This window comes from Enterobacter sp. NFIX59 (assembly GCF_900113755.1).
Lineage (GTDB): Bacteria > Pseudomonadota > Gammaproteobacteria > Enterobacterales > Enterobacteriaceae > Enterobacter > Enterobacter pseudoroggenkampii.
On sequence record NZ_FOQN01000010.1, the window covers coordinates 15,460 to 35,394 of the forward strand.

16 protein-coding genes and 4 tRNA genes are annotated in these 19,935 nt (G+C 54.7%); 17 read left to right on the plus strand and 3 right to left on the minus strand.

Annotation, left to right across the window (positions count from 1 at the left end; genetic code table 11):
- Positions 1-17: 17 nt before the first annotated feature.
- Positions 18-1,502 carry a guanosine-5'-triphosphate,3'-diphosphate diphosphatase gene (gene gppA / locus BM007_RS21530; RefSeq protein WP_032646095.1) on the minus strand — a complete coding sequence of 495 codons (1,485 nt, stop codon included), beginning with the start codon at positions 1,500-1,502 and terminating at the stop codon, positions 18-20.
- A 5-nt stretch (positions 1,503-1,507) separates the two neighbouring features.
- On the minus strand, positions 1,508-2,776 hold the full coding sequence (gene rhlB / locus BM007_RS21535) for an ATP-dependent RNA helicase RhlB (RefSeq protein WP_021242834.1): 1,269 nt from the start codon (positions 2,774-2,776) through the stop codon (positions 1,508-1,510).
- 144 nt (positions 2,777-2,920) lie between these two features.
- Between rhlB and trxA the strand changes: the two genes are divergently transcribed.
- The 17 genes from trxA to BM007_RS21620 all read left to right on the plus strand — a co-directional run bounded on the left by trxA (position 2,921) and on the right by BM007_RS21620 (position 18,079).
- Entirely contained in the window at positions 2,921-3,250 is a 330-nt protein-coding gene (gene trxA / locus BM007_RS21540) for a thioredoxin TrxA (RefSeq protein WP_006179218.1), read from the plus strand.
- A gap of 345 nt (positions 3,251-3,595) precedes the next feature.
- Positions 3,596-4,855 (plus strand): transcription termination factor Rho, encoded by a 1,260-nt coding sequence (rho, locus tag BM007_RS21545; RefSeq protein WP_008501566.1) that lies wholly within the window; start codon positions 3,596-3,598, stop codon positions 4,853-4,855.
- 242 nt (positions 4,856-5,097) lie between these two features.
- Positions 5,098-6,201, plus strand: a complete 1,104-nt coding sequence (wecA, locus tag BM007_RS21550; RefSeq protein WP_024907962.1) for a UDP-N-acetylglucosamine--undecaprenyl-phosphate N-acetylglucosaminephosphotransferase — start codon at positions 5,098-5,100, stop codon at positions 6,199-6,201.
- A 13-nt stretch (positions 6,202-6,214) separates the two neighbouring features.
- Positions 6,215-7,261 (plus strand): ECA polysaccharide chain length modulation protein, encoded by a 1,047-nt coding sequence (wzzE, locus tag BM007_RS21555; protein WP_024907963.1) that lies wholly within the window; start codon positions 6,215-6,217, stop codon positions 7,259-7,261.
- Positions 7,262-7,317: 56 nt separating this feature from the next.
- A complete protein-coding gene (wecB, locus tag BM007_RS21560) occupies positions 7,318-8,448 on the plus strand; it encodes a non-hydrolyzing UDP-N-acetylglucosamine 2-epimerase (RefSeq protein WP_024907964.1) in 1,131 nt (376 codons plus the stop codon).
- Positions 8,445-9,707: a UDP-N-acetyl-D-mannosamine dehydrogenase gene (wecC, locus tag BM007_RS21565; protein WP_090420903.1), complete on the plus strand. Its 1,263-nt coding sequence runs from the start codon at positions 8,445-8,447 to the stop codon at positions 9,705-9,707. The genes wecB and wecC overlap by 4 nt, the downstream gene beginning before the upstream one ends.
- Entirely contained in the window at positions 9,704-10,381 is a 678-nt protein-coding gene (rffC, locus tag BM007_RS21570) for a dTDP-4-amino-4,6-dideoxy-D-galactose acyltransferase (protein WP_090420906.1), read from the plus strand. Before wecC ends, rffC begins: the two co-directional genes overlap by 4 nt.
- Positions 10,382-10,385: 4 nt before the next feature.
- Entirely contained in the window at positions 10,386-11,516 is a 1,131-nt protein-coding gene (gene rffA, locus BM007_RS21575; protein ID WP_024907967.1) for a dTDP-4-amino-4,6-dideoxygalactose transaminase, read from the plus strand.
- A gap of 1 nt (position 11,517) precedes the next feature.
- Entirely contained in the window at positions 11,518-12,768 is a 1,251-nt protein-coding gene (wzxE, locus tag BM007_RS21580) for a lipid III flippase WzxE (protein ID WP_024907968.1), read from the plus strand.
- Complete coding sequence (locus tag BM007_RS21585; protein ID WP_090420909.1) at positions 12,765-13,844, plus strand: TDP-N-acetylfucosamine:lipid II N-acetylfucosaminyltransferase; 1,080 nt, start codon at positions 12,765-12,767, stop codon at positions 13,842-13,844. Before wzxE ends, BM007_RS21585 begins: the two co-directional genes overlap by 4 nt.
- Positions 13,841-15,193, plus strand: a complete 1,353-nt coding sequence (gene wzyE, locus BM007_RS21590) for an ECA oligosaccharide polymerase (RefSeq protein ID WP_024907970.1) — start codon at positions 13,841-13,843, stop codon at positions 15,191-15,193. Before BM007_RS21585 ends, wzyE begins: the two co-directional genes overlap by 4 nt.
- A 12-nt stretch (positions 15,194-15,205) precedes the next feature.
- Positions 15,206-15,946, plus strand: a complete 741-nt coding sequence (wecG, locus tag BM007_RS21595) for a lipopolysaccharide N-acetylmannosaminouronosyltransferase (protein WP_024907971.1) — start codon at positions 15,206-15,208, stop codon at positions 15,944-15,946.
- Positions 15,947-16,143: 197 nt separating this feature from the next.
- Entirely contained in the window at positions 16,144-17,529 is a 1,386-nt protein-coding gene (locus BM007_RS21600) for a bifunctional threonine/serine APC transporter ThrP (RefSeq protein ID WP_024907972.1), read from the plus strand.
- A gap of 102 nt (positions 17,530-17,631) precedes the next feature.
- A tRNA-Arg gene (locus BM007_RS21605) sits at positions 17,632-17,708 on the plus strand.
- Between the two features lie 64 nt (positions 17,709-17,772).
- Positions 17,773-17,848, plus strand: a tRNA-His gene (locus BM007_RS21610).
- Positions 17,849-17,870: 22 nt separating this feature from the next.
- A tRNA-Leu gene (locus BM007_RS21615) sits at positions 17,871-17,956 on the plus strand.
- Positions 17,957-18,002: 46 nt separating this feature from the next.
- Positions 18,003-18,079 (plus strand) — tRNA-Pro (locus BM007_RS21620).
- A gap of 507 nt (positions 18,080-18,586) precedes the next feature.
- Here BM007_RS21620 and BM007_RS21625 read toward each other — a convergent pair.
- Complete coding sequence (locus BM007_RS21625; protein ID WP_090420912.1) at positions 18,587-19,798, minus strand: MFS transporter; 1,212 nt, start codon at positions 19,796-19,798, stop codon at positions 18,587-18,589.
- Between the last annotated feature and the right edge of the window lie 137 nt (positions 19,799-19,935).

The window sequence follows — 19,935 nt, forward strand, 5'->3', positions numbered from 1 at the left end:
CGGCAATGTTCAGCGTATTACTTCACTTCCAGCACCCAGTGCACATAGCTCTGCCACTGGCACTCCTGCTCGATCATCTCTGCCCCAAGCGGGTGACGATCAATCCAGTTCTCCGGTAACGTCAGCGAAAGCTTCTCGTCATCGGCCACCAGATTAATGGCGGGCAGCAAATCATCGCGGCGGCGGCTGGCAAACAGGATCGCCAGACGCAGCAGGCGGCACAGATGCTCGGCCACGCGCGGCGGTACGGCGTTTTGCTGATGCAAAGACGAGAGATCAACGGCATTGGTCTGGTTCAGCAGCAGCGTTGCCAGCAATTTTTTCTGCGCAGGTGTATAGCCCGGTAAATCCAGGTTGCGCACCAGATACGCTGCATGAGCCGGTGCCTGCTTAAAATCAATGCTCAGCCCCACTTCATGTAGCGCACAGGCGCTTAGCAATAAATCCCGGCTCAGAGGATCAAGATCCCAGACGTTAGCGACCTGATCGGCGAAGCGTGACGCCAGCTGCGATACGCGTCCTGCCTGATCGATATCAACCAGAAAACGACGCTGCACGTTGCGCAGGGTACGGCTGCGGATATCCTGATCGACCGACAGATGCAGCATCCCGTAGACCAGACCTTCGCGCAACGCGCCGCCGGCCAGGGTCATACACTGGATGTTCAGCTCGGTGAAAATGGCGATAAGAATGGCCAGCCCGCTCGGGAAAACCAGCGCGCGCTCCAGCGTCAGGCCTTCAATTTCCAGCTCTTCCAGGCGTCCGCACTGAATGGCGCGCTGTTTCAGCTGCTGAAGTTTGGCAAGCGTAATCCGCTCGTCCATTCCCTGCGCCATCATGATTTCCTGCAGAGCCTGCACGGTACCCGACGCACCCACGCAGACTTTCCAGCCGTGATAGCGCAGCTCGTCCATCACCGGGCGTAACACTTCGCGCGCAGCGTTCTCTGCCTCGTCGAAGTTCTCTTTACCCAGATTACGATCGGTAAAGTAGCGCTCAAGCCAGGTCACGCAGCCCATCGACAGGCTGAACAGCGACGTTGCCTGCGCGCCGGTGCCGGTCACAAGCTCGGTACTGGCACCGCCGATATCCACTACCAGGCGACGATCGTCACCCCCCGTGGTGTGTGCAACACCCTGATAAATCAGGCGAGCTTCTTCTTCACCGCTGATAACCTGAACCGGACAACCGAGAATTTCCTGCGCTCTGGCAATAAAATCCACGGCGTTAACCGCCAGACGGAGTGTCGCAGTGGCGACCACGGTGATTTGGGCATGCGGGATATCCTGCAGACGCTCGGCAAAGAGTCGCAGACACTGCCAGCCACGTTCCATGGCTTCAGGTGAGAGGTGATTGTCGCTGCTCAGGCCCGCCGCGAGGCGGACCTTGCGCTTAATGCGCGTCAGCGTTTGTATGCTTCCCGCCACCTCGCGCACAACCAGCATATGAAAACTATTCGAACCGAGATCAATTGCCGCATAAAGCGAGGTGGAGCTGAGCATATTTTTTAACCTGAACGACGACGATTACGCGGTGCGCCGCCTGAACGACGCGGACCATTGCCGGAGCGTGGGCGGGTTAGACGCTTAGGCGGCGGCAGTTCGCTTAACAGCGCTTCCGGATTGTATTTGCTCTGCGGAATAGAGTGACCGATATAAGTCTCAATGGCTGGAAGATTCAGCGCATACTCTTCACACGCAAGGCTAATCGAGTGACCGCTTGCGCCCGCACGACCGGTACGACCGATACGGTGTACGTAGTCTTCGCAGTCGTCTGGCAGATCGTAGTTAAAGACGTGCGTCACGGCCGGAATGTGTAAACCACGTGCCGCCACGTCGGTTGCGACCAGAATATCGAGATCGCCACGGGTAAATTCTTCAAGAATGCGCAGGCGTTTTTTCTGCGCCACGTCGCCGGTCAGCAGGCCAACACGGTGACCGTCTGCAGCCAGATGGCCCCAGATGTCTTCACAACGGTGTTTGGTGTTCGCGAAGATAATGGCGCGATCGGGCCATTCTTCTTCGATCAGCGTTTGCAGCAGACGCATTTTCTCTTCATTGGAAGGATAGAAGAGCTCTTCTTTAATGCGGTGACCCGTTTTCTGCTCCGGTTCCACTTCCACGTATTCGGCGTTGTTCATCTGTTCGAACGCCAGTTCGCGCACACGGTAGGAGAGGGTTGCAGAGAACAGCATATTCAGGCGCTGATTGGCCGGAGGCATACGGCGGAACAGCCAGCGGATGTCTTTAATGAAGCCCAGATCGTACATGCGGTCAGCTTCATCGAGCACCACAACCTGGATTGCACCGAGGTTAATGTGGTTCTGTTTAGCGTAGTCGATAAGACGGCCGGTGGTACCGATCAGGATATCCACACCGCTTTCCAGCACTTTCAGCTGTTTATCGTAGCCGTCGCCGCCATAGGCCAGTCCAAGCTTAAGGCCGGTAGCCTGCGCCAGGGGTTCAGCGTCTGCATGGATCTGTACCGCCAGTTCTCGCGTCGGGGCCATAATTAGCGCGCGCGGCTGGTTAACTTTGCGGTCTGCAATCGCTGGGTGAGAAAGTAAATAATGAAACGTTGACGTTAAAAACGCCATCGTTTTGCCGGTACCGGTTTGCGCCTGCCCGGCAACATCGCGACCGGCCAGCGTCAGCGGCAGCGCGAGGGCCTGAATGGGCGTGCAGTTATGAAACCCTTTATTTTCAAGGGCTTCAATCACCTTCGGGTGCAGCGCGAAGTCGGAAAACTTCTGTTCTGTTAAATGTGTTTTGCTCATAGTGTGGTAGAATATCAGCTTACTATTGCTTTACGAAAGCGTATCCGGTGAAATAAAGTCAACCTTTAGTTGGTTAATGCGACATCAACACGTCGTTGGTGGAGACAAAACCAACGTACCAGGCTTATTCCTGTGGAGTTATATATGAGCGATAAAATTATTCACCTGACTGACGACAGTTTTGACACGGACGTACTTAAGGCTGACGGGCTGATCCTCGTCGATTTCTGGGCTGAATGGTGTGGTCCTTGCAAAATGATCGCCCCGATTCTGGATGAGATCGCCGACGAATATCAGGGCAAACTGACCGTTGCCAAGCTGAACATCGACCAGAACCCGGGCACCGCACCAAAATACGGTATCCGTGGCATTCCGACCCTGCTGCTGTTCAAAAACGGCGAAGTGGCGGCGACCAAAGTGGGCGCGCTGTCCAAAGGTCAACTGAAAGAGTTCCTGGACGCTAACCTGGCGTAAGGTTTCTCCGCTGTGCGTTCAGAGCTCCCGGCTAAATGATGTGGAACTCTGGACGCCCGGCTGAAGTCGTGCTAAGTTAGCTATGACTTCGTTTTAAACATATCTTGTTGTTTGAATCTTGTTTTACCCGATACTTCCCGTTGTTGACATGAACAGTGCGTGAAGTGGCTAAATTCCGGGCTTGTCACTCAATCCGTCTTGTCGTTTCAGTTCTGCGTTCTTTCCCTGTGACCAGACAGCGAACAGACATGAGTTGATGGCCGCTAAACAGGCATGGATGACCCTGCCATACCATTCACAACATTAAGTTCGAGAATCACCCCGAGTTTAAGAACCCACACCATTATGAATCTTACCGAATTAAAGAATACGCCGGTTTCTGAGCTGATCACTCTCGGCGAAAATATGGGGCTGGAAAACCAGGCTCGTATGCGCAAGCAGGACATCATTTTCGCCATCCTGAAGCAGCACGCTAAGAGTGGCGAAGATATCTTTGGCGACGGTGTGCTGGAGATATTGCAAGACGGATTTGGTTTCCTCCGCTCTGCAGACAGCTCCTACCTCGCCGGCCCTGACGACATCTACGTATCCCCCAGCCAAATCCGCCGTTTCAACCTCCGCACTGGTGACACCATTTCAGGTAAGATTCGTCCTCCTAAAGAGGGTGAACGCTACTTTGCGCTGTTGAAAGTCAATGAAGTTAACTTCGACAAACCAGAAAACTCGCGTAATAAGATCCTCTTTGAGAACTTAACGCCGCTGCACGCGAACTCTCGCCTGCGCATGGAGCGTGGTAACGGTTCTACCGAAGACTTAACCGCACGTGTTCTGGATCTGGCATCACCTATTGGTCGCGGCCAGCGTGGTCTGATTGTGGCGCCGCCAAAAGCGGGTAAAACCATGCTGCTGCAGAACATCGCGCAGAGCATCGCCTATAACCACCCAGACTGTGTGCTGATGGTGCTGCTGATTGACGAACGTCCGGAAGAAGTGACCGAGATGCAGCGTCTGGTTAAAGGTGAAGTGGTTGCTTCAACCTTCGATGAGCCAGCCTCTCGCCACGTTCAGGTTGCGGAAATGGTTATCGAGAAGGCAAAACGCCTGGTTGAGCACAAGAAAGACGTGATCATCCTGCTCGACTCCATCACCCGTCTGGCGCGTGCCTATAACACCGTGGTGCCAGCGTCTGGTAAAGTGCTGACCGGTGGTGTGGATGCTAACGCCCTGCATCGTCCGAAACGCTTCTTCGGTGCTGCACGTAACGTGGAAGAGGGCGGCAGCCTGACCATCATCGCGACGGCGCTGATCGATACCGGTTCCAAAATGGACGAAGTGATTTACGAAGAGTTTAAAGGTACAGGCAACATGGAACTGCACCTCTCTCGTAAGATCGCTGAAAAACGCGTCTTCCCGGCTATCGACTACAACCGTTCCGGTACCCGTAAAGAAGAGCTGCTCACCACTCAGGAAGAGCTGCAGAAAATGTGGATCCTGCGCAAAATCATCCATCCAATGGGTGAAATCGACGCGATGGAGTTCCTCATTAACAAACTGGCGATGACCAAAACCAACGACGATTTCTTCGACATGATGAAACGCTCGTAACGCAAATAAAGCCAGCGAACGCCACGTTTTTACGTGGCGTTTTTCTTTTATGGACTATACGCTAGTACCACCTACTCCCAATTTTGACCGGTCAGTGCGACAATAGGGCCGTTTATGCAGCAAAAGAAATAATTGATTGAAAAATATACAAAGGGAGTTGTAAGAAGCCATCTTTATTACTTCTGAGGCTGTGGCTTCATGGTTATACTTCCGGGACTAACATTTGTTGAGAGCAATCCATTGTGAATCTATTCACCGCCGTTACTGAACTGATCAGTATTTTTTTATTCACAACCTGTTTTTTGTTCATTGCGCGTAAGGTGGCAAAACGAATAGGGTTGGTGGATAAGCCTAATTTTCGTAAACGCCATCAGGGACTTATTCCTTTAGTCGGCGGGATATCTGTTTACGCAGGAATTTGCTTCACGTTTGGTATTGCCGATTATTATATCCCGCATGCCGCCCTCTACATTGCCTGCGCCGGTGTCCTGGTGTTAGTCGGGGCTCTTGATGACCGGTTCGATATCGCGGTGAAAATACGCGCCACCGTTCAGGCGGGCATTGGCGTGGTGATGATGGTTGTGGGCGGACTGTATCTGCGAAGCCTCGGCTATGTGTTTGGCCCCTGGGAGTTAGTTCTGGGCCCATTTGGCTTCTTCCTGACACTCTTTGCCGTCTGGGCGGCAATCAATGCTTTCAACATGGTGGATGGCATTGACGGCCTGCTCGGTGGGTTGTCATCCGTCTCGTTCGCCGCTATCGGCATTATTTTATGGTTTGATGGCCAGTACAGTCTGGCAATGTGGTGTTTCGCCATGATTGCCGCCATTCTGCCTTATATCCTCTTAAACCTCGGTGTGCTGGGCCGTCGCTATAAAGTCTTTATGGGAGACGCGGGCAGTACGCTGATTGGTTTTACGGTTATCTGGATCCTGCTTGAAACCACTCAGGGCCAGACCCATCCGATAAGCCCTGTAACAGCGCTGTGGATTATTGCCATTCCATTAATGGATATGGTGGCGATTATGTACCGCCGCCTGCGCAAAGGAATGAGTCCTTTTTCTCCCGACCGCCAACACATTCATCATCTCATCATGCGTGCGGGTTTTACATCTCGTCAGGCGTTTGTACTGATTACGCTGGCCGCCGCTATTTTAGCCGCGATTGGTGTAGCTGCAGAATATTCCCATATTATTCCTGAGTGGGTTATGTTGGCATTATTCTTGCTGGCATTTTTCCTGTACGGCTACTGCATTAAGCGCGCATGGAAAGTGGCGCGATTTATTAAACGTCTTAAACGCAGGATGCGTCGTAACAGTGGCAAAAATACAACATTAACTAAGTAAAACCGGGACTATGATGACTCAACCGTTGGCGGGAGCGAAATCAGTGGTAACTGAGAATGAACTGGATATTCGGGGTTTGTTTCGCGTGTTATGGGCAGGCAAACTTTGGATTGCCGGGATCGCGCTGGGGTTTGCACTGTTAGCGCTGGCCTATACATTCTTTGCAAAACAAGAGTGGAGCGCCACGGCAATCACGGACAAACCAACGGTTAACATGCTCGGGGGATACTATTCCCAGCAGCAATTCCTGCGAAATCTGGATATCAAAGCCAGTCTTGCAACGCCAGACCAGGCCTCCGTTATGGATGAAGCCTATAAAGAGTTTGTGATGCAGCTGGCTTCGTGGGATACCCGCCGCGATTTCTGGTCCCAGACGGATTACTACAAGCAGCGTCGGGTTGATAACACCAAAGCCGATGCCGCCCTGCTGGACGATCTGATTAACAATATCCAGTTTATGCCGGGCGATGCGCTGCGTAACGTGAATGACAGCGTCAAGCTAATTGCAGAAACTGCGCCGGATGCCAACAACCTGTTGCGTCAGTATGTTGCGTTTGCCAGCCAGCGTGCCGCAAGCCATCTTAACGAAGAGCTTAAAGGCGCCTGGGCGGCTCGTACCATCCAGATGAAAGCGCAGGTGAAACGTCAGGAAGAGGTGGCTAAAGCCATTTTTGCTCGTCGTGTACACAATATTGAGCAGGCGCTGAAAATTGCGGAACAGCACAATATTTCCCGTACTGAAACGGACGTACCGGCTGATGAGCTGCCTGATTCAGAGATGTTCCTCCTTGGTCGCCCCATGCTGCAGGCGCGTCTGGAAAACCTGAAGGCCGTTGGCCCTGATTTTGACCTCGATTACGATCAAAATCGCGCGATGCTCAATACGCTTAATGTCGGTCCATCCCTGGACCCGCGTTTTCAGACCTATCGTTATTTGCGAACGCCTGAAGAACCTGTAAAACGCGATAGTCCGCGTCGTGCATTCCTGATGATCATGTGGGGGATTGTAGGCGCACTGACGGGCGCAGGCGTGGCGTTAACGCGTCGTCGCAAAAACTAAGAACGCCGTCTACGATGAAGGCTGCGGCCTTCATCGCCTAATCGAAGAGAATCGATGTGAAAGTACTAACCGTATTTGGCACCAGGCCGGAGGCCATTAAGATGGCACCTCTGGTTCATGCGCTGGCCTGCGATCCTGATATTGAAGCGAAAGTGTGCGTCACGGCCCAGCACCGGGAGATGCTCGATCAGGTTTTAACCCTCTTCTCCATCGTCCCGGATTACGACCTCAATATTATGAAACCGGGGCAAGGGTTAACGGAGATAACCTGTCGCATTCTGCAAGAACTTAAGCCGATCCTGGAGTCATTTAAGCCTGACGTGGTGCTGGTACACGGTGATACCACCACTACCGTGGCGACAAGCCTGGCCGCGTTCTACCAGCGAATTCCCGTGGGACATGTTGAGGCGGGGCTGCGTACCGGCAATCTTTATTCACCGTGGCCGGAAGAGGCCAACCGCACGTTAACGGGCCATCTGGCGATGTACCACTTTGCGCCAACGGAAAACTCTCGTCAAAACCTGCTGCGTGAAAATATCGCCGATAATAAAATCTTTGTGACCGGCAATACGGTCATTGACGCGTTAATTTGGGTACGTGACCGCGTCCTGGCAAATAGCGATCTTCAGAAAGAGCTCGCAGCCCGCTATCCGTTCCTCCACAACGGCAAAAAAACCATTCTGGTCACTGGTCATCGACGCGAAAGCTTTGGCCGGGGTTTTGAGCAAATCTGCCATGCGCTGGCTGAAATCGCCGCGCAGAACGACGATGTGCAAATTGTCTATCCAGTACACCTTAACCCTAACGTCAGCGAGCCGGTCAATCGTATTCTGGGCCACGTCGAAAACGTCCTGCTGATCGAACCGCAGGACTACATGCCGTTTGTCTGGCTGATGAACCATGCCTGGCTGATCCTCACCGATTCCGGCGGAATTCAGGAAGAAGCGCCATCCCTCGGCAAACCGGTACTGGTGATGCGTGAAACGACCGAACGTCCGGAAGCCGTCAAAGCCGGTACGGTGCGTCTGGTCGGCACCAACGCACAGCTGATCGTCGAAGAGGTCACGCGCCTGCTGCACGACGATGAAGCGTATCAGGCGATGAGCCGGGCCCATAATCCGTATGGCGACGGGCAGGCTTGTGGTCGTATTTTGCATGCACTTAAACACAATCGGGTATCGCTATGAGTTTTACTACCATCTCTGTCATTGGTCTTGGCTACATTGGCTTGCCCACCGCGGCGGCGTTTGCCTCTCGTCAAAAACAGGTTGTCGGTGTGGATATCAACGCACGCGCGGTGGAAACCATTAACCGTGGCGAAATTCATATTGTCGAGCCCGATCTTGACCGCGTGGTGAAAGAGGCTGTGGACGGAGGCTTCCTGCGTGCCAGCACGACCCCTGTGGAAGCAGATGCCTACCTGATTGCCGTTCCAACACCCTTTAAAGGTGACCACGAGCCCGACATGGCTTTTGTCGAGGCGGCGGCAAAATCCATCGCACCTGTGCTGAAGAAAGGGGCACTGGTGATCCTGGAATCGACCTCTCCGGTTGGTGCTACCGAGCAGATGGCACAGTGGCTGGCCGACGCGCGCCCTGATTTAAGCTTCCCGCAGCAGGTGGGGGAGCAGGCGGATATCAACATCGCCTACTGTCCGGAGCGCGTGCTGCCGGGCCAGGTCATGGTCGAACTGATTAAAAACGACCGCGTCATTGGCGGTATGACGCCCGTCTGTTCCGAACGCGCCAGCGCGCTGTACAAGATTTTCCTGGAAGGTGAATGTGTGGTGACCAACTCCCGCACCGCCGAGATGTGCAAGCTGACGGAAAACAGCTTCCGCGACGTCAATATCGCTTTTGCGAACGAACTGTCGCTGATCTGCGCCGATCAGGGGATTAACGTCTGGGAGCTGATTAGCCTGGCGAATCGCCATCCGCGCGTCAACATTCTCCAGCCAGGCCCGGGAGTAGGCGGACACTGTATCGCCGTCGATCCGTGGTTTATCGTGGCGCAGAATCCGGCGCAGGCGCGCCTGATTCGCACCGCGCGCGAAGTGAACGACAGCAAGCCTCACTGGGTGCTCAATCAGGTTAAAGCGACGGTAGCGGATTGTCTGGCAGAGAGCGGCAAGCGCGCCAGTGAGCTGAAAATTGCCTGCTTTGGTCTGGCATTTAAACCCAATATTGACGATCTGCGTGAAAGCCCGGCGATGGAAATTGCCGAGATGATTGCCGAATGGCACAAGGGCGAAACGCTGGTGGTTGAGCCGAATATCCATGAATTACCGGCAAAACTGGCGGGGCACTGCACGCTGACGGCGCTGGATGACGCGCTGGCGGCGGCGGACGTGCTGGTGCTGCTGGTAGATCATAAAGAGTTTAAAGCGACGTCCGGCGATGCCGTTCGTCAGCAGTATATTGTGGATACCAAAGGTGTCTGGCGTTGAAAAGCCTGAATGGGGTACTCGAGTCCCTGCAGTGGGAGAGTGCTTTTTTCGGCCTGCCGTCGGCCATCGTGCGTCTGCGCGATGACGCGCCGGTACTGGCTGAATCGGATTTTATCGCCTGGCAACGAGTGCAGGCGAAGATCCCGGCGGAGCGCGTCGATCTGCTTGACGCGCTCCAGCAGCACGGCTTTCAGCTGGTTGAAGGTGAGGTCGATCTTTCCATTACCCTCACCCGGCACGATGCGTCCGGCGCGGAAATTGCAACGGAACAGGATATCCCCGTGCTGCGTCGGATGGCGGCCCGGGCGTTTGCGCAGAGCCGCTTTCGTGCGCCCTGGTATGCACCTGACGATAGCGGGCGTTTCTATGCCCAGTGGATAGAGAATGCCGTCAAAGGCACCTTTGACCACGTCTGCCTGGTTTTCCGTGCAGGGGACGGTCAAATCCAGGGGTTCGTCTCGCTGCGTAAGCTCAACGAGCGCGAGGCGCGTATCGGCTTATTAGCCGGGCGCGGCATGGGTGAGAAACTCATGCAGGCGGCGCTGCACTGGGCGCAGCAGCAACAGCTTGTGACGCTGCGGGTCGCGACCCAACTGGGCAACACCGCCGCGCTTAAACGTTATATTGCGAGTGGTGCCAACATCGACGCCACCGCCTACTGGTTATACAGGTGACAAGATGATTCCATTTAACGCACCACCCGTCGTCGGAACTGAACTCGACTATATGCAGTCTGCCATGGGCAGCGGCAAACTCTGCGGTGACGGTGGTTTTACCCGTCGCTGTCAGCAGTGGATGGAACAGCGTTTTCGCAGCGCCAAAGTGCTGCTGACCCCGTCCTGTACGGCATCGCTGGAAATGGCGGCGCTGCTGCTGGATATCCAGCCCGGCGATGAAGTGATCATGCCGAGCTATACCTTCGTTTCCACCGCGAACGCGTTTGTTCTGCGCGGGGCGAAAATCGTTTTTGTGGATATCCGACCGGATACCATGAACATTGATGAGACGCTGATTGAAGCGGCGATCACCGATAAAACACGCGCGATCGTGCCGGTTCACTACGCGGGCGTGGCCTGTGAAATGGACACCATCATGGCCATCGCCAAAAAACATGATCTGTTTGTGGTGGAAGATGCCGCGCAGGGCGTGATGTCTACCTACAAGGGACGTGCGCTGGGTACCATCGGCCACATCGGCTGCTTTAGCTTCCACGAAACCAAAAACTACACGGCAGGCGGAGAAGGTGGCGCGACGCTGATTAACGACCGGGCGCTCGTGGAGCGTGCGGAAGTGATCCGCGAAAAAGGCACCAACCGCAGCCAGTTCTTCCGCGGGCAGGTGGACAAATACACCTGGCGCGATATTGGTTCAAGCTATCTTATGGCGGATCTGCAGGCGGCGTACCTGTGGGCGCAGCTGGAAGCGGCGGAACGTATCAACCTGCAGCGTCTCTCCCTGTGGCAAACCTATTACGATGCCCTTGAGCCTCTGGCCAAAGCCGGGCGTATTGAGCTGCCAACCATTCCGGCTGATTGCGTCCACAACGCGCACATGTTCTACATCAAGCTGCGCGATAACGACGACCGCAGCCAGCTCATTGCCTGGCTAAAAGAGGCCGAAATTATGGCGGTATTCCACTATATCCCGCTGCACTCCAGCCCGGCGGGCGAAACGTTTGGGGTGTTCGCGGGTGAAGACCGTTACACCACCAAAGAAAGTGAGCGTTTGCTTCGTCTGCCACTGTTCTACAACCTCGCGCCAGTTAACCAGCGTACGGTGATTAATACCCTTCTGAGTTATTTCGGCTGATATGTCTCTGGCAAAAGCATCGGTGTGGACCGCCGCGTCCACGCTTGTAAAAATTGGCGCCGGGCTGCTGGTCGTCAAGCTGCTGGCCGTCTCATTTGGCCCCTCTGGTGTGGGACTAGCGGGTAATTTCCGCCAGCTAGTCACCGTCCTTGGGGTGCTGGCCGGTGCCGGTATTTTTAACGGCGTGACCAAATACGTTGCGCAGTACCATGATGATGCGGCTCAGCTTCGCAGAGTCGTGGGCACCTCTTCGGCGATGGTCACGGGTTTTTCGACCCTGATGGCGATTATCTTTCTGCTGGCGGCGGCCCCTATCAGCCAGGGCTTGTTCGGGCACACCCACTATCAGGGGCTGGTGCGTCTGGTGGCGTTGGTTCAGATGGGCATTGCCTGGGCTAACCTGCTGCTGGCGCTGATGAAAGGGTTTCGTGATGCTGCCGGGAACGCGCTTGCCTTAATCCTGGGCAGCGTCATCGGCGTGATTGCCTACTATTTCTGCTATCGCCTGGGAGGCTATGAAGGCGCGCTGCTTGGGCTGGCGCTGGTCCCGGCTCTGGTTGTTGTGCCTGCGGCGCTTATGCTGATGCGTCGGGGCGTCATCCCGCTGAGCTACCTGAAACCGCAATGGGATAAAGTGCTTGCCAGTCAGTTGGGTAAATTTACCCTGATGGCGCTCATTACCTCCGTCACGCTGCCGGTGGCCTACGTGATGATGCGAAACCTGCTGGCGGCGCATTATAGCTGGGATGAAGTGGGGATCTGGCAGGGCGTAAGCAGCATTTCCGACGCCTACCTCCAGTTTATTACGGCTTCCTTTAGCGTTTATTTGCTGCCAACATTATCGCGTCTGACGTCCAGGCAGGATATTACCCGTGAGATTTTCCGATCGCTGCGCTTCGTGTTGCCGGCGGTTGCAGCTGCCAGCTTTACCGTCTGGTTATTGCGTGATGTCGCCATCTGGCTGCTGTTCTCGGCGAAGTTCACCGCCATGCGCGATCTGTTTGCCTGGCAGCTGGTGGGCGATGTGCTGAAAGTGGGTGCTTACGTTTTCGGCTATCTGGTGATTGCAAAAGCGTCCCTGCGGCTGTATATCCTGGCGGAAATTAGCCAGTTTGCGTTACTGACAGCATTTTCACACTGGCTGATACCCGCGCACGGTGCGCTGGGGGCGGCTCAGGCCTACATGGCAACCTATATCGTTTATTTCGCCGCCTGTTGCGGCGTATTTTTATTGTGGCGTAAACGCGCATGACTGCACTGATTCACATCCTGGGATCGGATATCCCACACCATAACCAGACCGTTTTGCGGTTCTTCAACGACGAGCTGGCATCAGGTAATCCTGATGCGCGTGAGTTTATGGTTGCAAGTCAGGATAAGGGCCTGAGCGCAGCATTTCCGGCGCTCGCTATTCGCTTCTGGCCGGATAAGGCCTCACTGGCGAAGGCGGTTGTTGCCAAAGCCAAAGCGGATCGTAAGCAACGTTTCTTTTTCCACGGGCAGTTTAATACCGGCCTGTGGCTGGCGCTTCTCAGCGGGGGGATTAAACCCTCCCAGTGCAGCTGGCATATCTGGGGAGCCGATCTCTACGAAGTCTCCCGCGGCTGGAAATTCCGTCTTTTCTATCCCTTACGCCGCATGGCGCAGGGGCGCGTAGGCTGTGTGTTTGCCACCCGTGGCGATCTCAACTATTTTGCTAAACAGCACCCGAGCGTGCGCGGAGAACTCCTCTATTTCCCCACCCGCATGGATCCGGCGCTGAACGCCATGGCGAATGACACGGTGCGTGAAGGCAAGCTAACGATCCTGGTGGGGAATTCCGGCGATCGCAGTAACGAACACACCGCGGCGCTCAGGGCGGTGCATCAGCAGTTTGGCGACACGGTGAACGTGGTGGTGCCGATGGGCTATCCCGCCAACAACGACGCCTATATTGATGAGGTTCGTCAACAGGGACTTGCGCTGTTTAGCGCAGAAAATCTGCACATCCTTAGCGATAAGCTGGAATTTGATGAATATCTTGCGCTGCTGAGAAAATGCGATCTTGGCTATTTCATCTTTGCCCGACAGCAGGGAATCGGCACGCTGTGTCTGCTGATTCAGGCGGGGGTACCGTGCGTGCTCAACCGCGACAACCCGTTCTGGCAGGACATGGCCGAGCAGCATATTCCGGTGCTGTTTACCTCAGACACGCTGAATGTCGAGGTGGTACGGGAAGCTCAACGCCAGCTCACGCTGGTGGATAAAAATAGCATCGATTTTTTCAGCCCGAATTACCTCACGCCGTGGCACCGTGCGCTGCGTATCGCGTCAGGAGACAAAGCATGAGTCAGTTGCAATTCAGCGGGTTACTGGTTGTCTGGCTTCTGAGCACCCTGTTTATCGCCACGCTTACCTGGTTTGAATTCCGCCGGGTACGCTTCAACTTTAACGTATTCTTCTCGTTACTGTTTCTGCTGACCTTCTTTTTCGGCTTCCCGCTCACCAGCATTCTGGTCTTCCGTTTTGACGTGAGCGTCGCGCCGCCGGAAATCCTGCTCCAGGCGCTTCTGGCGGCGACCTGTTTCTATGCGGTCTACTACGTTACCTATAAAACGCGTCTGCGTTCAGCGCAGGCTACAGCCCCGCGTCGGGCGCTTTTTACCATGAATCGGGTGGAGACCCACCTGACGTGGGTGATGCTGATGACCATCGCCCTGGTCAGCGTCGGTATCTTCTTCATGCATAACGGCTTCCTGCTGTTTAAGCTCCACTCCTACAGCCAGATTTTTTCGGCCGAAGTCTCGGGCGTGGCGCTTAAGCGTTTCTTCTACTTCTTCATTCCGGCGATGCTGGTGATCTTTTTCCTGCGTCAGGACAGCAAAGCGTGGCTGTTCTTCCTGGTCAGCACCGTCGCGTTTGGCATCCTGACCTACATGATAGTGGGCGGCACGCGCGCGAACATCATCATCGCCTTTGCCATCTTCCTGTTTATCGGCATCATTCGCGGCTGGATCTCGCTGTGGATGCTGGTTGCGGCAGGGGTGTTTGGCATAGTGGGGATGTTCTGGCTCGCGCTGAAGCGCTACGGGATGAACGTGGCGGGAGATGAGGCGTTTTACACGTTTCTCTACCTGACGCGCGATACGTTCTCGCCGTGGGAAAACCTGGCATTACTGCTGCAAAACTACGACAAGATTGATTTCCAGGGACTGGCGCCGATTGTTCGCGACTTCTACGTCTTTATCCCTTCCTGGCTATGGCCGGAGCGGCCTGGTGTGGTGCTCAATACCGCGAACTATTTTACCTGGGAAGTGCTGAACAACCATTCCGGTCTGGCAATCTCGCCAACGCTGATTGGTTCCCTAGTGGTGATGGGCGGGGCGTGGTTCATTCTGCCCGGGGCGGTTGCCGTGGGGCTGATTATTAAGTGGTTCGACTGGCTTTACGTGCGGGGCAACGAAGAGACCAACCGCTATAAAGCCGCTATTTTGCACAGTTTCTGCTTTGGTGCCATTTTCAATATGATCGTGCTGGCGCGCGAAGGGTTGGATTCATTCGTGTCGCGCGTGGTGTTCTTCATGGTCGTTTTTGGCGTCTGCCTGTTACTGGCCAAACTGCTGTACTGGCTGTTTGACAGCGCAGGGCTTGTGCACAAGCGCGAGCGGCAGGGCAGCACAACGCTGTCGCAAGTCTGAGTAAGGATAGTAATGACTGATAAAATTTCTGCACCGCGCTATGCGCTACGTGGCCTGCAGCTTATTGGCTGGCGCGACATGCAGCACGCGCTGGACTTTCTGTTTGCCGACGGCCAGATGAAATCCGGTACGCTGGTGGCTATCAACGCGGAAAAAATGCTGGCGGTTGAGGATAACGCGGAAGTCAAAAGCCTGATTGAAGCGGCTGAATTTAAATACGCTGATGGGATCAGCGTGGTCCGCTCTATCCGTAAAAAGTATCCTGACGCTAATGTTTCCCGCGTGGCGGGGGCCGATCTCTGGGAGCAGCTTATGGCCCGCGCAGGTGCGCAGGACACGCCCGTGTTCCTGATTGGCGGTAAGCCGGAGATACTGGCCCAGACGGAGGAGAAACTGCGTCGTCAATGGAATGTTAATATCGTCGGCAGCCAGGATGGTTACTTCAAACCGGAAGATCGGCAGGCGCTGTTTGAGCGGGTTCGTGACAGCGGGGCGAAAATTGTCACCGTGGCGATGGGTTCCCCGCGCCAGGAGATCCTGATGCGTGACTGCCGTCTGGTCTGTCCGGATGCCCTCTACATGGGCGTTGGCGGTACGTACGACGTCTTTACCGGCCACGTTAAGCGTGCGCCCAGGGTCTGGCAAAATCTGGGGCTGGAGTGGCTGTACCGCCTGCTATCGCAACCGACGCGCATTAAACGACAGATCCGTCTGCTTCGCTACCTCGCCTGGCATTACACCGGGAAAATGTAATCAAAATGTAGCGCGATATGCTATTCGCGCTGCAACTCGCCTGCAAAACTGCTGACAATCTGTGCAATGCATTCATTTTTTTAATGCATCGTTTGCCATTTGGCCGATTTTAAGAAACCATTCGCTCCGTATTTTAGTACCCCTAAAAAACAATACCCGGTCTTAAGCCGGGAAACAGCAAACACAATCGAGGATCTATGGCAGAGAAAAAACCGGAGCTACAGCGTGGGCTGGAAGCTCGTCATATTGAACTGATAGCGCTGGGCGGCACTATCGGCGTGGGCCTGTTTATGGGCTCCGCAAGTACGCTCAAATGGGCAGGCCCTTCCGTATTACTGGCGTATATTATTGCCGGGCTGTTTGTTTTCTTCATTATGCGTTCCATGGGCGAAATGCTCTTCCTGGAGCCGGTAACCGGCTCTTTCGCCGTTTACGCGCATCGTTATATGAGCCCGTTCTTTGGCTACCTGACGGCCTGGTCATACTGGTTTATGTGGATGGCGGTGGGCATCTCAGAGATCACCGCGATAGGGGTCTACGTCCAGTTCTGGTTCCCGGACATGGTCCAGTGGATACCCGCGCTCATTGCCGTGGGGCTGGTGGCGCTGGCAAACCTGGCCGCCGTGCGCCTTTACGGTGAAATTGAGTTCTGGTTCGCAATGATCAAAGTCACCACGATTATCGTGATGATTGTCGTCGGCCTGGGCGTGATTTTCTTCGGCTTTGGCAACGGTGGACACGCTATCGGCTTTGGCAACCTGACCGAAAACGGCGGCTTCTTCGCTGGCGGCTGGAAGGGCTTCCTGACGGCGCTGTGTATCGTTGTGGCCTCGTATCAGGGCGTGGAGCTGATCGGCATTACCGCCGGTGAAGCGAAAAACCCGCAGGTCACGCTGCGTAGCGCGGTAGGCAAAGTGCTGTGGCGCATCCTGATTTTCTATGTGGGTGCAATCTTCGTCATCGTGACCATCTTCCCGTGGAACGAAATTGGCACGACCGGCAGCCCGTTTGTTTTAACCTTCGCCAAAATTGGTATCACGGCGGCGGCGGGTATCATCAACTTTGTGGTCCTGACGGCCGCGTTGTCAGGCTGTAACAGTGGGATGTACAGCTGCGGGCGTATGCTCTATGCGCTCTCGAAGAACAACCAGTTGCCTGCGGCGATGAGTAAAGTCTCACGTGCCGGGGTGCCGGTGGCGGGGGTGGCGGTCTCCATTGCGATCCTGCTGATTGGCTCTTGCCTGAATTACATCATACCTAACCCGCAGCGCGTGTTCGTTTACGTCTACAGCGCCAGCGTACTGCCGGGCATGGTGCCGTGGTTTGTTATCCTCATCAGCCAGCTGCGCTTCCGTCATGCGCACAAAAAGGCGATTGAAAGCCATCCGTTCCGATCAATTCTGTTCCCCTATGCGAACTATTTGACGATGGCGTTCCTGATTTGCGTATTAATCGGGATGTACTTTAATGAAGATACCCGCATGTCGCTGTTTGTCGGGGTGATCTTCCTGGCGGCTGTGACGGCTGCATATAAGCTTTTTGGCCTGGGTCGCCGTGCCACCACGCAGAAAGTGGAGGAATAAGCGGCAAAATGTGCAAACCATAACCAAACGCGCATTTTTTTCAAAAAAGCACTAGACAGCGGGGACGGAGGTACGTAATATCCAGCCCCGCAACGGCGCTAAGCGCCCGTAGCTCAGCTGGATAGAGCGCTGCCCTCCGGAGGCAGAGGTCTCAGGTTCGAATCCTGTCGGGCGCACCATTAACCCGGTGCTGGAGCTGCGGTGGTCTGAGAAGTAGTCAGTACCGCGTGAAAGAATACAGTGGTGGCTATAGCTCAGTTGGTAGAGCCCTGGATTGTGATTCCAGTTGTCGTGGGTTCGAATCCCATTAGCCACCCCATTATTTGAAAGAGTTGTGAATTGCGAAGGTGGCGGAATTGGTAGACGCGCTAGCTTCAGGTGTTAGTGTCCTTTGGATGTGGGGGTTCGAGTCCCCCCCCTCGCACCACGACTTTTTAAATGAATTGAACTAAAAATTCAAAAAAGCAGTACATCGGCGAGTAGCGCAGCTTGGTAGCGCAACTGGTTTGGGACCAGTGGGTCGGAGGTTCGAATCCTCTCTCGCCGACCAATTTTGAACCCCGCTTCGGCGGGGTTTTTTGTTTTCTGCAATTCTTCATCCCTGTAGTCATTCCCCAACAACGTCCTTTTTCATTGTCGCAATCCAGCGACATATAACTCATTGAAAGTTAGGTAAATAACTGTTTATGGGTTTTGCTGTCTCCTCCTGGCGACATCTTCCCGCCTTTTCCCGATACGTTGTAGAGCTTAAGACGTTACTTAACAGCATAATTTCCTTTTATCTTAAAATGTTGCGTCATGTAAAAGTTCTGGGTGTCATGTTGGCACGTTACGTGCAATAATATGCGTGTAGATGCTCATTCCATCTCTTATGTTCGCCTTAGTGCCTCATAAACTCAGGAATGACGCAGAGCCATTTACGGTGCTTATCGTCCACTGACAGATGTCGCTTCGGCCTCATCAGACACCATGGACATAACGTTGAGTGAAGCACCAAATATGTTGTCTTACAGACCTGTTTTAACGCCTGCTTTTATAGCAGGCGTTTTTTTATGCCTTATTCCCGATACCTGCGCATGATCAGGGCGACCAACAGCAGGGCAACTGACGAGACCGTATAGAGCGCCAGCACTGAGCCAAGCCCAACAGCCACCATCGCTGCAATACCGGTGAAAAGAGAGGCGCTGAGCGTTTGCCAGCGCCAGGCTTTCCCACTGGCTGAAGCGGTTTGCGTGAGATGAAAACTACTGAGTACGCCAAACGTGCCCGCTGCGAAGAGAATATTCGAGGCCAGATGCGCGATAAAGATCATGCTCAGCGCACATGCCGTCCACCCGGACAAAAACGGCAGCACACCATAACCGGTCAGAAAGATACCGAGACAAACGATGATGCGCGGCGTGTGAGCGGCAAAGCGCGTCAGGCTCTCTTTTTTTATCAGCATGGGGCCGCAAAGTTGTCCCATGCTCCTTGCGAAAAGCAGCGGCAGAGCAAGCCCCGCCGCATCCTGAGGATGGATTTGCTGTGCCAGCGCCGGAAGCAGCGCCATGGCCGGTGAGCCGACGGCCGCCAGCGACGGCAGGATGAGCAGGCTGCGTTTCTGCCGAACGGTCAACGTCCGCCAGCGTAATGCCGCAGGGGCTTCCTCTTCCTCGGGGGGCGTGAGTGATGGCGCAGAAAACCGGCGTCCAGCCAGCCATAGCATGAGCAGTGACCCGAGAAAGCTGGCGGCATCAATGGCCAGCAGGGTAAACACGGAAGTCTTCTGGAACAGCACCACGCCCAGGCCGGTCCCTAACAATACCTGCGAGGCAAAAATCACATTTTCCAGACAGGTCGCAGCAGGCAGCTCTGCTTCACTGAGGCCGCGCTTGAAGAGCAACGTCAGCGCGGGCCAGCTCATCCCGCTGAGCAGCGCCTCGGTGGATTGTACGGCGAGTAATGCGGCAACGCTGTGATAACCCACACCAAGCAGGGGAAAGAGCAGGGCGAGCAGGCCCAGCCCTTCGGTCAGTATCAGCAGGGATATTGGAGAACAGCGTGAGCACAGCTTTTCGCCGATCGTACTGCCGATAAATCCCGGTACCGTAGCGAAAAGAAAAGCAAGGGTTAGCAGAGCAGGCGAGGCCGACCACGCTAACAGCAAGCCGAAGACCACAACCTGGGTTAAGCCATTCCCCAACGAAGAAAAGATAAAAGCACAGGCAAGCAGGCGCAGCCAGCGGTGGCCGCGCAGCGCTTCAATAAGCGTATATAAAAGCGAGTTCATGACGATTTCCTTTCAAAAACGATTTAATCCACGCTGCAGAATGTGCGCGTGTGTGAAAAAAAGTTAATGAAAAGACATCGTTACATTGGCGGGTTCGTTTGCGGATGCGGGTGTAAAGAATGTAGCAGGAGAAAGGC